The 12,454-nt window shown below is 62.4% G+C and carries 11 protein-coding genes; 7 read left to right on the plus strand and 4 right to left on the minus strand.

The window, feature by feature from the left end:
• Positions 1–32 precede the first annotated feature (32 nt).
• A complete protein-coding gene (locus tag C2U47_RS10465; RefSeq protein ID WP_202605911.1) occupies positions 33–791 on the plus strand; it encodes a class I SAM-dependent methyltransferase in 759 nt (252 codons plus the stop codon).
• A 70-nt stretch (positions 792–861) separates the two neighbouring features.
• On the opposite strand, the gene C2U47_RS10470 is transcribed toward C2U47_RS10465, so the two are convergent.
• The 3 genes from C2U47_RS10470 to rhlB are packed head-to-tail and all read right to left on the minus strand — an operon-like array spanning position 862 to position 3,928.
• Entirely contained in the window at positions 862–1,122 is a 261-nt protein-coding gene (locus C2U47_RS10470) for a Rho-binding antiterminator (protein WP_041214156.1), read from the minus strand.
• A 12-nt stretch (positions 1,123–1,134) separates the two neighbouring features.
• The gene (gppA, locus tag C2U47_RS10475) at positions 1,135–2,625 is read right to left on the minus strand and encodes a guanosine-5'-triphosphate,3'-diphosphate diphosphatase (RefSeq protein ID WP_049636360.1); all 1,491 of its coding nucleotides are present in this window, start codon (positions 2,623–2,625) and stop codon (positions 1,135–1,137) included.
• A 13-nt stretch (positions 2,626–2,638) separates the two neighbouring features.
• A complete protein-coding gene (gene rhlB / locus C2U47_RS10480; protein ID WP_049636361.1) occupies positions 2,639–3,928 on the minus strand; it encodes an ATP-dependent RNA helicase RhlB in 1,290 nt (429 codons plus the stop codon).
• A gap of 113 nt (positions 3,929–4,041) precedes the next feature.
• On the opposite strand from rhlB, the gene trxA reads away from it, so the two are divergent.
• The 5 genes from trxA to fre all read left to right on the plus strand — a co-directional run bounded on the left by trxA (position 4,042) and on the right by fre (position 9,312).
• A complete protein-coding gene (gene trxA, locus C2U47_RS10485; protein WP_010672369.1) occupies positions 4,042–4,368 on the plus strand; it encodes a thioredoxin TrxA in 327 nt (108 codons plus the stop codon).
• 207 nt (positions 4,369–4,575) lie between these two features.
• Complete coding sequence (gene rho / locus C2U47_RS10490) at positions 4,576–5,841, plus strand: transcription termination factor Rho (RefSeq protein WP_010672370.1); 1,266 nt, start codon at positions 4,576–4,578, stop codon at positions 5,839–5,841.
• A 106-nt stretch (positions 5,842–5,947) separates the two neighbouring features.
• Positions 5,948–6,955, plus strand: a complete 1,008-nt coding sequence (locus tag C2U47_RS10495) for a hypothetical protein (RefSeq protein ID WP_049636362.1) — start codon at positions 5,948–5,950, stop codon at positions 6,953–6,955.
• A gap of 33 nt (positions 6,956–6,988) precedes the next feature.
• Positions 6,989–8,458: a 4-hydroxy-3-polyprenylbenzoate decarboxylase gene (gene ubiD / locus C2U47_RS10500; RefSeq protein ID WP_049636363.1), complete on the plus strand. Its 1,470-nt coding sequence runs from the start codon at positions 6,989–6,991 to the stop codon at positions 8,456–8,458.
• Between the two features lie 155 nt (positions 8,459–8,613).
• Positions 8,614–9,312 (plus strand): NAD(P)H-flavin reductase, encoded by a 699-nt coding sequence (gene fre, locus C2U47_RS10505; RefSeq protein ID WP_010672373.1) that lies wholly within the window; start codon positions 8,614–8,616, stop codon positions 9,310–9,312.
• A 139-nt stretch (positions 9,313–9,451) separates the two neighbouring features.
• On the opposite strand, the gene ubiK is transcribed toward fre, so the two are convergent.
• Positions 9,452–9,709 carry a ubiquinone biosynthesis accessory factor UbiK gene (ubiK, locus tag C2U47_RS10510; RefSeq protein WP_010672374.1) on the minus strand — a complete coding sequence of 86 codons (258 nt, stop codon included), beginning with the start codon at positions 9,707–9,709 and terminating at the stop codon, positions 9,452–9,454.
• A gap of 301 nt (positions 9,710–10,010) precedes the next feature.
• On the opposite strand from ubiK, the gene C2U47_RS10515 reads away from it, so the two are divergent.
• Complete coding sequence (locus C2U47_RS10515) at positions 10,011–12,428, plus strand: VolA/Pla-1 family phospholipase (protein WP_042864705.1); 2,418 nt, start codon at positions 10,011–10,013, stop codon at positions 12,426–12,428.
• Positions 12,429–12,454: the final 26 nt, after the last annotated feature.

Below are 12,454 nucleotides of genomic sequence, written 5' to 3' on the forward strand. Positions count from 1 at the left end.
TGCCGGCTTCTGCGCCGTGATGAGTCCATGTTATGCCCCATATTCAGGTTTTCAGTGAAGTGCCCGCCCGCGATGGCGAGCTCGACGCCCTGCGCCAGCGCCTTGCCGACGTGGCGTTTCCCGCTCCCTTCGCCCTGGTGCTGACCGAATCGCGGTTGGAGCTGCGCAAGCTGGACGAACCCAAGCTGGGGGCCGTCTATGTGGACTTCGTGGAAGGGGCGGTGGCCCATAGGCGCAAGTTCGGTGGCGGGCGCGGCCAGTCCATCGCCAAGGCGGTGGGATTGAAGTCGGGAGCCATGCCGACCGTGGTGGATGCCACCGCCGGGCTCGGGCGCGATGCCTTCGTGCTCGCCTCCCTCGGCTGCAAGGTGACCCTGATCGAACGCAGCCCCGTGGTGGCGGCCCTGCTCCAGGACGGTCTGACCCGGGCGGCGCAGGATCCCGAGATAGGCCCCTGGGTGCGCGAGCGGATGCAACTGCTGCAAGGCCCGGCGGTGGAGACCCTGCTGGCGCTGACCGAGCGGCCGGAGGTCATCTACCTGGATCCCATGTTCCCCCACAAGCAGAAGTCGGCGCTGGTGAAAAAAGAGATGCGGGTGTTCCAGTCCCTGGTGGGGGCGGATCTCGACGCGGATGCCCTGCTGCCGGCGGCGCTCAGGATGGCTGACAAGCGGGTGGTGGTGAAGCGGCCCGACTATGCGGGCTGGCTCAACGAGCACAAGCCCAGCATGGCCATCGAGACCAAGAGCAACCGCTTCGACGTCTATGTGATGGCGGCGCTGGCGAGTTGAGTGGCGACTGGCAGGGAGTCTGAGCGTCAAACGAAGAGGGCCAACCTGATCAGGTTGGCCCTCTTGCTATTCATTGGCTGCGGGGTGGGGCGAAGTGGATCCGCTTTTCTTCCCCTTGCCAGACGAGTTCCAGGGTTGCCAGGTCCGCCAGGCTGAGGCGCTCAGCGCGCTCCAGCAGCAGATATTCCACTCCGTCGCTGGCTTCTATGGTGCGGATCCTGTCCGCCCAGGTTCGTCCATCCCGGTCGGTGATCGTGACGGGCAGTTGCCAGCTTGCGGCGATCTCCAGCCAGTCGTACAGGTCACAGCTGACGGGTTGGTAATCGGCCATGGGGTGTGCGCCTCAGGCTTCCAGCAGCCGGGTGGACCAGCCCATCTTCTGCTGGCGTTCCACCTCGAGGCGCAGCTCGCTGGCGCGCAGGTAGTGCTCGTCCAGCCACCCCTTGGGCAGGGTCAGGGTCAGGGCATCTTCATCGGCTTGCAGCATGAACCTGGGCACAGTGCCCTGGGTCCGGCGCATGCAGAGGATGAGGGAGATGCGCAGGATGCGGGCCAGCCGGATCGCCTGGCGACCGGTGACGGCACCCTGTTTCTCCAGCGGCTCCAGCTTGAATTCATCCCGCTGGTTGAACAGCAGGGCCGACAGCAGCTTCTTCTGCGCGGGGGTGAAGCCCGGCATGTCGATGTTGTCGATGATGTAGGCGGCGTGCTGCGGCGCCTTCTTGTACTCGATGCACAGACCAATTTCGTGCAGCAGGGCCGCGTAGCGCAGGATCGGGCGGCCGTAGCGCTTGGAGAGGCGCCAGGCCGGCTGCAACTGGGTGAACGCCTCGATGGCAGTGTCGCGGACCCGCTCGGCGTGCTCCTTGTCGAGCTGGTAGCGGCTGATCAGGCTGTCGGCGGTGCGATCCCGGGCATCACAGTCGTGATTGTTGCCGAGCAGGCCGTAGATGAGCCCTTCACGCAGGGCACCGCCCGCCAGGGTCATGCTCTCGATGTCGAGGGTCTCGAAGATGGCGATCAGGATGGCGAGACCGGAGGGGAACACGGTCAGCCGTTCGGCCGCCAGCCCTTCGAGCTGCAACTGATCGAGTCTGCCGCAGGCGATGGCCTGACCCATCAGCTCTTGCAACTTGGGCAGGGTGACCCGCTCGCTCTTGCCCTGGGCCAGCATGATCTCCTGCAGCGCCTGGACGGTGCCGGAGGCGCCGACGCAGGTGCGCCAGCCGAGGACACGGTAGTCCGCAGCCACTTTCTCCAGTACCGCCTTGGCGGCGGCAATGGCCTGGTTGAAGCGCGCCTCGGAGAGCTCGCCATCACCGAAGTGGTTGTTGAGCCAGGTGACGCAGCCCATGTGTAGGCTGTTGAGCAGCTTGGCTTCGCTCTGCTCGCCGATCACCAGCTCGGTGCTGGCGCCGCCGATGTCGATCACCAGCCGATTGCCTTCCCCTGCCGACGTCCAGGAGACTCCTTCATAGATGGTCTTGGCTTCTTCCTCGCCCGAGATGATCTCGATACTGTGGTTGAGCACCCGTTCCGCTTCGCTGATGAATTCGTCGACGTTGGTGGCCAGGCGCAGGGTGGCGGTGCCCACTACCCGGATGTTGTCGGACGGGATGTCCTGCAACTGCTCGGAGAAGAGGCGCAGACAATCCCAGCCCCGCTCCATGGCGGCACGGTTGAGGCGAAAATCGGCATCGAGGCCCGCGGCGAGGCGTACCTTGCGCTTGACCTTGGTGACGGTGCGCAGGGCACCGGCGACCTCGCGCACCACCAGCATGTGAAAGCTGTTGGAGCCGAGGTCGATGGCGGCATAGAGAGGCGAGTTGTGCAACTTGGCCGATCCCTCAGTTCTTGCGGGGGGGGCGACGACGGTTGTTGCTGTTGCCACCGCCCTGGCGATCCCGCATGTTGCGGTTCACCGGCTGGCGGTTGCGGAACACCCGTTTCGGCGCGGTGACGTCATCCAGCAGCGCCTCGCGGTCATACTTGCTGACCGGGATGGGGTGGTGGATGTACTCCTCGATGGCCGGCAGGTTGAAGGCATAGTCTTCACAGGCCAGGCTGATGGAATGACCGCTTCTGCCGGCGCGGCCGGTACGACCGATGCGGTGGACATAGTCTTCGGCATCGTCGGGCAGGTCGTAGTTGAAGACGTGGGTCACGTCGGGGATGTGCAGACCACGGGCAGCCACGTCGGTGGCGACCAGGATATCCAGGGTGCCCTTGGTGAACTCTTCCAGGATCTTCATCCGCTTCTTCTGCGGCACGTCGCCGGTCAGCAGGCCGACGCGGTGGCCGTCGTTCTCCAGCCAGGCGTGAACGTCTTCACAGACGTGCTTGGTGTTGGCGAAGACGATGGCTTTCTCGGGCCACTCCTCTTCCATCAGGGAGAGCAGCAGCAACATCTTGTCTTCGTTGGAGGGGTAGAAGAGCTCCTCCTTGATCCGCACGCCGGTCATCTGTTCCGGTTCGACCTGCACATGTTCCGGGTGGTTCATGTGTTCATAGGCCAGCTCCTGCACGCGCAGGGAGAGGGTGGCGGAGAACAGCATGCTCAGACGCTCGGTGGCGGGCGGCATGCGGCGGAACAGGAAGCGGATGTCCTTGATGAAGCCGAGATCGAACATGCGATCCGCTTCGTCCAGTACCACGACCTGGATGTTGCCGAGATCGATGACCTTGGACTTGAAGTAGTCGATGATGCGACCCGTGGTGCCGATCAGGATGTCGACGCCCTGTTCCAGCACGGCCAGCTGCTTGTCGTAGCCTTCGCCACCATAGGCGAGACCGAGCTTGAGCCCGGTAGAGGCTGACATGCTCTCTGCATCGTTGTAGATCTGGACCGCCAGCTCCCGGGTCGGGGCCATGATGATGGCGCGGGGCTGGTTGATGAGGCGCGGCCTGGTCAGCGGATGGGTCAGCAAATAGTTGAATGTCGCCGCCAGGAAAGCCAGGGTTTTGCCGGTCCCCGTCTGAGCCTGACCGGCGAGGTCATGACCTTCAACCAGCAGGGGAAGGGACAGTGCCTGGATGGGCGTACAATAGTGAAATCCCTTTGATTCCAGACCAGCCAGAACTTCGGGTTCGAGGCCCATTTGGGCGAATTTTTCGGTCGTTAGATGTGTTTTGCTCATGGCGGTAGGTTATCAGGTTAGGCTTGCAATAATAAACAGGATCATTTCAAATAGGGCAACTATTGCCTTTGTTGAACCATCAATAAAGCCTTAATTACTGACTGGAGTTGGAGATGAGTGACAAGATTGTTCAGCTGAGCGATGCCAGCTTCGAGGCCGATGTAATCAACGCCGACAGCCCTGTTCTGGTCGATTTCTGGGCCGAATGGTGTGGACCGTGCAAGATGATTGCCCCGATCCTGAACGAAGTTGCTCAGGAATATGAAGGTCGCGTGACCGTGGCGAAATTGAACATCGATCATAACGCCGACACTCCGCCCAAGTACGGCATTCGTGGTATCCCGACCCTGCTGCTGTTCAAGAATGGTGAAGTGGCAGCGACCAAGGTCGGCGCCCTGTCCAAGACCCAACTGAAAGAGTTCCTGGACGGCAACCTGTAATAATCAAGAAGGAGCGCATTGCAATAATGCGCTCCTTGTGTTTTATCACCTAGACGCTCACCCTGATTGGTGCTAGTTTATCGCTCGTTTGCTAACCTTTTTGCCTGACTCTTTGCTTAACTACCAGCCTGGCAAGTCAAATCCGATCAGCATCAATCCAGCAGACTGTCTCCTCATTTCAATCCTTGCTTACAGACTTTCACCACTATGAATCTGACTGAACTTAAGAACACTCCTGTGTCCGAGCTGGTCCAGCTTGGCGAATCCATGGGGTTGGAAAATCTGGCTCGGGCGCACAAGAAAGACATTATCTTTGCAATCCTCAAGGCGCACGCCAAGGGCGGCGAGGATATCTTTGGCGACGGTGTGCTGGAAATCCTGACCGACGGTTTCGGTTTCCTGCGCAGTGCAGACGGCTCTTATCTCGCTGGTCCGGATGACATCTATGTCTCCCCGAGCCAGATCCGCCGCTTCAACCTGCGTACCGGCGATACCATTTCCGGCAAGATCCGGCCGCCGAAAGAGGGCGAGCGCTATTTCGCCCTGCTCAAGGTCAACGACGTCAACTACGACCGTCCGGAAAACTCCCGCAACAAGATCCTGTTTGAAAACCTCACTCCCCTGCACGCCAACGAGCGTCTGCGCATGGAGCGTGGCAACGGTTCCACCGAGGACATCACCGCCCGTGTACTGGATCTGGCATCCCCGATCGGCAAGGGCCAGCGCGGTCTCATCGTTGCACCGCCCAAGGCCGGTAAGACCATGCTGCTGCAGAACATCGCCCAGAGCATCGCCTACAACCACCCGGATTGTGAGCTGATCGTGCTGCTGATTGACGAGCGTCCGGAAGAAGTGACCGAGATGCAGCGGATGGTGAAGGGCGAAGTGATCGCCTCCACCTTCGACGAGCCGGCCTCCCGTCACGTCCAGGTCGCCGAAATGGTGATCGAGAAGGCCAAGCGTCTGGTCGAGCACAAGAAGGACGTGGTGATCCTGCTGGACTCCATCACCCGTCTGGCCCGCGCCTACAACACCGTCATCCCGTCTTCCGGCAAGGTGCTGACCGGTGGTGTGGACGCCAACGCCCTGCACCGTCCGAAGCGTTTCTTCGGTGCGGCGCGCAACGTCGAAGAGGGCGGCAGCCTGACCATCATCGCCACCGCGCTGATCGATACCGGCTCCAAGATGGATGAAGTCATCTACGAAGAGTTCAAGGGTACCGGCAACATGGAACTGCACCTCTCGCGCAAGATTGCCGAGAAGCGCGTCTACCCGGCCATCGACATCACCCGCTCCGGCACCCGCAAGGAAGAGCTGCTGACCGCACCGGACGAGCTGCAGAAGATGTGGATCCTGCGCAAGATCATTCACCCCATGGGCGAGATCGACAGCATCGAGTTCCTCATCGACAAGCTGGCTGCGACCAAGACCAACGACGAGTTTTTCGACTCCATGAAGCGTCAACAGAAGTAACAGCCTCTTCAATGACAAAACCGCGGCCCAGGTCGCGGTTTTTGTTTATCTATTTCACGGCTGGCTTAGTAGTATGAAGCCTCGATGTCACAAGGAAAGGGACGTCATGAAGCTGGTGTTGTTCATATGGATGGGTTGGTTGTGGCTGGCGGCCCCGGTGCATGCCGATTCCCCGCCGCAATTGCAGGCTCCCCTGGTGGCGGACGAGGGACTGGAGGGGCATCGGGCGTACCTGGACGGCCGCATGGCGCTCGGGCAGTTTGATGCCATGGACTCGTTGCTCGAGACCCTGTCGATGGGGCAGCGGGAGTTCCTGTTGTTCCAGTTGCTGGGTGAGCTCAAGTCATCGGGCGCACCGAGCCCGGCGCTGCTGGCCTGGGTGCGGGCACAAGCGGCCAAGGCGCCACAATGGCTGGTGGAAGGGAAGGTGGACGGTTTCCTGGTGCAGCTACCCGCCTATGACTTCCCCGCCGAGGCCCGGCTGGTGCTGAGCCACTGGCAGCAGCTGGCTTGGCAGGACAACTATCGCCAGTTGCTGGAGCAGGATCGCTTCGACTTCAAGCAGGTCTACTACAGCCGCAATCCCGAGCTGGCACAGCAGCAGCAGGCCCTGCTGGCGGTGCTCGATCGGCAGCCGGTATCCGTGCTGCGTCGGGAGGCGCAGCGGCTTGCCGCCCTCAATCTCTTCCTGCCGGACAACCAGTTGCTGCTGCACTTCATCGAACAGACCGGGGAGACGGCACTCTACCTCAAGCTGTGGCGTCAGCCAGTGGATCACGATAGCCTGACTGCACTGCACACCATTTCCCGCTTTTATTCAGGGCAGGAGGCGAGCGATCTGCTGATCGCCGCCAGCCAGAACAGCCGCCTGATGGTCCCCGCCCTGCACCAGCTCAGCCGCCTCTCCCCCTTGCCGGACGGGGCCCAGCAGTTCCTCCTGGCCGAACTCGGCAAGCACCAGTATGGCGGGCTGGTGGCCGGCCTGTTGTTGCAGATGGACGAGCCCAGGCTCCTGGGTCAATTGGCAAACCGGCTGACGCTTCAGGAGCGGCGACACGCCTCGTCCGTCATGAGGTTCGATACGGGTACACCGGATACGCCGCCAGGGTTATAATGCGGGACCACCTGATCCCGCTGGGGTACTTGCATGAAATACAAGGACTTGCGTGATTTTATCGCGCAGTTGGAACAAAACGGACAGCTCAGGCGCATCAGTCACGAGATAGACCCCTATCTGGAGATGACCGAGATCAGCGACCGCACCCTGCGGGCGGGCGGGCCTGCCCTGCTGTTTGAAAATCCCAAGGGCTACACCATGCCGGTGTTGACCAACCTGTTCGGTACGCCGGACCGGGTTGCCATGGGCATGGGCCAGCCCAACGTCAGCGCCCTGCGCCAGGTGGGGACCTGGCTCTCCTACCTGAAAGAGCCGGAGCCGCCTCGCGGGCTCAAGGAGCTGATGGAGAAGCTGCCCATCTTCAAGCAGGTGCTCAACATGCCGACCAAGCGGCTCTCTTCGGCCCCCTGTCAGCAGGTGGTGCTGGAAGGGGACGCGGTGGATCTGGATCAGATCCCCATCCAGCACTGCTGGCCCGGGGATGTGGCGCCCCTGGTCACCTGGGGTCTGACCATCACCCGCGGTCCCTACAAGAAGCGACAGAACCTCGGCATCTATCGCCAGCAAAAGATCGGCAAGAACAAGCTGATCATGCGCTGGCTGGATCACCGGGGTGGCGCCATCGATTTTCGCGAGTGGCAGGAGGCCCACCCGGGCGAACGCTTCCCGGTGGCGGTGGCGCTGGGCGCCGATCCGGCGACCATCCTGGGCGCGGTGACGCCGGTGCCGGACAGCCTCTCCGAATACGCCTTTGCCGGTCTGCTGCGGGGTAGCCGTACCGAGGTGGTGAAGGCGCTGAGCTGCGATCTGGAAGTGCCCGCCAGCGCCGAGATCGTGCTGGAAGGCTATCTGGAGCCGGGGGAGATGGCCCCCGAAGGGCCTTACGGCGATCACACCGGCTACTACAACGAAGTGGACGAGTTCCCGGTCTTCACCATCACCCACATGACCATGCGCCGGGATGCCATCTACCACAGCACCTACACCGGCCGTCCGCCCGATGAGCCGGCGGTGCTCGGGGTGGCGCTCAACGAGGTGTTCGTGCCGCTGTTGCAGAAGCAGTTCCCCGAGATAGTGGATTTCTACCTGCCGCCGGAGGGGTGCTCCTACCGGATGGCGGTGGTGACCATCAAGAAGCGTTACCCTGGCCACGCCAAGCGGGTGATGCTGGGAGTCTGGTCCTTCCTGCGCCAGTTCATGTACACCAAGTTCGTGATCGTCTGCGATGACGACATCAACGCCCGCGACTGGAAGGACGTGATCTGGGCCATCACCACCCGGATGGACCCGGCTCGGGACACCACCCTGATCGAGCACACCCCCATCGACTACCTGGACTTCGCCTCGCCGGTCTCCGGGCTCGGCTCCAAGATGGGGCTGGATGCCACCAACAAGTGGCCGGGGGAGAGCAACCGGGAGTGGGGTCAGCCCATCGTCCAGGACGAGGCGGTAAAGCAGAAGATCGATGCCATCTGGGACGAGCTGAAGATCCTCGACTGAGGGATCCCCGATGCGGCGCGGCCATTGTGACGCAAAAGTGCGGTATTGCCGTGCCGAATTGGGTATGCTCGACGGACCTGACCACCAACTGGTCGCCATAAAAACAGTGAAACCATGAGCGAAGCGGGCCGGGCAGGCCCCTCACAAGGACAAGAATGCAACGTATCAAGTGCCGCGTAGAGGAACTGCGCGAATATGTCGACACCATCTGGCACGTGGCGCTGGCGCCGCAGCAGGAGGTGAGCTTCAAGCCGGGCCAGTATCTGCTGGTGGTGATGAGCGATTCGGACAAGCGCCCCTTCTCCATCGCCAACTCGCCGACCCGCTCCGGCGTGCTGGAGCTGCAGATCGGTGCCACTCCCGAGAATGCCTATGCCGGTCAGGTGCTGGCCCGCATGCGCGAGCAGGGAGAGATCGAGGTCGAGCTGGCCGCCGGCAAGGCGTTCCTGCGCGACGAATCCCCCCGACCGCTGATCCTGATGGCGGGAGGCACCGGCTTCTCCTATGCCCGCGCCATCCTGGAATACCTGATCGGCAGCGGCAGCAAGCGTCCGGTGTTCCTCTACTGGGGGGTACGCCAGGCGCACTGGCTCTACGAGCTGGAGCAGATGCAGCAGTGGGAGCGCGACTATGCGCCGCTGACCTTCATTCCCGTGGTGCAGGAGCCCGAGAGCGACTGGACCGGCAGGACCGGGCTGGTGCACAAGGCCATCATGGATGACTTCGTCAGCCTGCATGACTACGACATCTATGTGGCGGGCCGCTTCGAGATGGCCGGTGCCGCGCGGGAAGAGTTCAAGGTGCTGGGCGCCGAGCCCGAGCGCATCTTCGGCGATGCCTACGAGTTTATCTGACCACGGCCAACCGCAGAGCGTCGATCTGCCCCCTTATCGTCTTGCGAGAGAAGGGGGGATGAGAAACTCGTTGTCCCCATAAAAACGACAAACCCCAGCCTGGCTGGGGTTTGTGCTATCTACGGCGGGTCACGCCGGATCATTCGCCCTTGGCAGCGAGCTGCTGCTCGAGCTGGGCCAGCTTGGCCTCGAGGGCGGTCAGCTTCTCCCGGGTGCGCAGCAGCACCTTGGTCTGCACGTCGAACTCCTCGCGGCTCACCAGATCCAGCTTGTTGAGCTGGGCCTGCAAGACCTGACGGGTCTTTTTCTCCACCTCTTCACCCATGCTGCGAATGCCGGGGGGCAGGGCGTTGTGTATCTGTTTGGCGATCTCTTCCAGTTTTTTCGGGTCGATCATGGGGGTCTCCTTAAGCAATGGCGCCATTCTACCGACAAATCGTCCCCTTTGCCGAGATCGGGGCGGCTTTTTGCGCCATGGATCCCATCGGGCTCTGGTCGGGTCTGGTTGATGCACCCTGGCTGCTACCCTGTGACACCGGGAATCAATTCCAATTCCTTGATGGTGTACACAAAAAAATCAGATCAGATGACTGACCAGAGGCTTATTAATTGTTGCGTTGCTGTTAATATGATTCGGTCGGGTTTGAACCCTACCCCGTCAGGCTCATCATGGATAACAACATAAAAGAGATAAGGATATGAAGAAAAAGCTAATTTACGCGGCCGTCGTCAGTGCGCTGCTGAGCGGTTGTGGTGGCAGTGACGACAACACAGGCGATACCTCAAGCTATCTCGATTATCTGCTGAGCGGCTCCAATGCAGTCCGACCCAGCGCCCTGGCAGCCCGTGCGACCGACGGTACCCTGAAATTCTCCACGGAAACGGCGGATCTCTCCAACCCGGTGTCCGCCCTCTCCACCCTGGATGGCTGGTCGACTACCCAGGCGATCCAGATAGTGCCGGTGACGGCCTCCGGCATCCAGGTCAAGGCGCCGGCCGCTGCTGAATTCGCAGCCTCCGTGGCACCCCTCTACCTGATGGAGCTGGAGTTTGACAGTGCGGCCCTGCGTCCGAGCGGCGTGAAAAAGGTGCTGACCTACGGAGTGGACTTCGTGGTGGCTGAGACGACCGGCAAGCTGAATCTGGTGCCGCTCAAGCCGCTCAACCCCTCTTCCTACTACATGATAGTGGCGACCGATACCCTCAAAGACAGCACGGGTGCCCCCCTGCGACCGGGGAGCGACTACAGCAACTACAAGACCAGCACCGGCAGCAACGCCCAGGAGCAGACCATCAGCGGCCTGATTGCGCTGCAGGAAGGGCTGTTCAAGGCTGCCACCGGCATCACCAGCGATCACGTGATCTTCTCCGACTGGTTCGGTACCCAGTCCGGCGCCGACGTGCTGGTGGCGGTGAAAGGGGCGGCCGCATCCGTGCTCAAGAGCCCGACCCTGGACGCCGCCGCTCTGTGGAAGCAGGACGCCCTGGGCAATACCAGCCTGCCTGGCACCTATACCCTGTCGGTGAGCGGCGGCAGCCCCTTCCTGACCCAGCTGGACGCCGAGAACTTCCTGCCCCAGGAGCAGAAGGATGCGATTGCCGCCGCTTTTGGTGACGGCACTCCACTCCACAATCTGGCCTTGGGCACCACCGTCTACAGCGGCACCGTCAAGCTGCCCTACTTCCTCTCCTCCCCGGCCACCGCCGGCTCCTGGGACAAGGCGAAGACCCAGTCCTGGCACGGTGCCATCCCCAGCCTCTACGCCATCGCGAACGCCCTGAAGGCCCAGGATGCCGAAGTGATCGGCGGCCTGGTGGGGGCGGGTGTGGATCCGGCCCTGCTGGGCGAACTCATCGCCGATCCGAGCCGCCAGGCCGAGCTGCTGGCGGAGGCGAGCAAGTTGATCGGGGTGACCCTCACCTCCGGCGGCAAGGCGCTGGATCCCGAGATGAATATCGGGCGCTTCAACCCGCTGCCGGCATTGGAAGAGGTGCAGTCCGTCCCGATGCGGATCTTCGCCGCCGCACCGCTGGCGAACATCACCGACGTGATCATCTATCAGCACGGCGTCACCTCCGTGAAGGAGAACGCCTACGCCCTGGCCCTTGGCCAGATTGGTGCCGGTGCCCAGGCGAGCAAGAACGTGGCCGTGGTGGTGATCGATCATCCGTTGCACGGTGAACGCGGCTTCGCCCTGACCGGCAGCATGGACTCGGTGACCACCTCCGACAACCCGACCCCCTACCTGAACCTGAGCTACCTGACCGTGGCCCGCGACAACCTGAAACAGAGCGTGGCGGATCTGCTGGGCCTGCGTCTGGCGGTGGGGCTGGCAAATGCCAAGGGGGCTATCGGCACTGCTGGCAGCCTCAAGGTACACTTCCTGGGTCACTCTCTGGGTGCCATCGCGGGGGCCAACCTGCTGGCGGTGGCCAACCAGTCTGTTGGCAACCCGACGGCAGACGCCCTGTTCAAGTTCGACACTGGCGGCCTGGCCATGCCGGGTGGCGGCATAGCGCCGCTGTTGCTGAACTCGCCGACTTTCGGCCCGACCATCCAGATGAGCGTGCTGACCGCTGGCAGTGCGGCCCTGAAGGCAGCCTTCACCGCCTACGCCCCGAACTGCAAGACGGCGGTGCCGACCTGCTTCGTCAACGAGTTCCTGCCGAGCCAGGATGCGGCCACCCAGGCCACGGCGGCCAGCACCCTGCAGAGCTACAGCTTCGCGGCGCAGTCGGTGCTGGATTCGGCAGACCCCATCAACCTGGGGAGCGGTATCGCGGCGGACTTCCCGCTGTTTGCCACCGAAATCGTCGGCGACGGCGCCCTGAGCCTGTCGGATCGAGTGATCCCGAACAGCATCGCCACCGCCCCCCTGGGTGGCACAGAGCCGCTGTTCAAGGTCCTGGCCCTGCAACCGCTGACCGCCACCGGCGCCGCCAACCACAGAGCGGCCCGCTTCGTGGCCGGGGGTCACAGCTCGCTGCTGGCACCGGACGAGAACTTCGATCCGACCGGCGCCGTCACCACCGAGATGCAGACCCAGTTCGGCAGCTTCTTCGCAAGCGGCGGTACCGCGGTCAAGGTGACCGACGGCAGCCTGCTCAAGCAGTAAGCCGGCCGACCAATAAAAACGCCGCC

Source organism: Aeromonas sp. ASNIH7, from assembly GCF_002903485.1.
GTDB lineage: Bacteria > Pseudomonadota > Gammaproteobacteria > Enterobacterales > Aeromonadaceae > Aeromonas > Aeromonas caviae.

Coding starts and splice junctions, on each gene's coding strand:
- C2U47_RS10465 (WP_202605911.1), top strand. CDS start 33: ATGCCCCATATTCAGGTTTTCAGTGAAGTGCCCGCCCGCGATGGCGAG.
- C2U47_RS10470 (WP_041214156.1), bottom strand. CDS start 1,122: ATGGCCGATTACCAACCCGTCAGCTGTGACCTGTACGACTGGCTGGAG.
- rhlB (WP_049636361.1), bottom strand. CDS start 3,928: ATGAGCAAAACACATCTAACGACCGAAAAATTCGCCCAAATGGGCCTC.
- trxA (WP_010672369.1), top strand. CDS start 4,042: ATGAGTGACAAGATTGTTCAGCTGAGCGATGCCAGCTTCGAGGCCGAT.
- rho (WP_010672370.1), top strand. CDS start 4,576: ATGAATCTGACTGAACTTAAGAACACTCCTGTGTCCGAGCTGGTCCAG.
- C2U47_RS10495 (WP_049636362.1), top strand. CDS start 5,948: ATGAAGCTGGTGTTGTTCATATGGATGGGTTGGTTGTGGCTGGCGGCC.
- ubiD (WP_049636363.1), top strand. CDS start 6,989: ATGAAATACAAGGACTTGCGTGATTTTATCGCGCAGTTGGAACAAAAC.
- fre (WP_010672373.1), top strand. CDS start 8,614: ATGCAACGTATCAAGTGCCGCGTAGAGGAACTGCGCGAATATGTCGAC.
- ubiK (WP_010672374.1), bottom strand. CDS start 9,709: ATGATCGACCCGAAAAAACTGGAAGAGATCGCCAAACAGATACACAAC.
- C2U47_RS10515 (WP_042864705.1), top strand. CDS start 10,011: ATGAAGAAAAAGCTAATTTACGCGGCCGTCGTCAGTGCGCTGCTGAGC.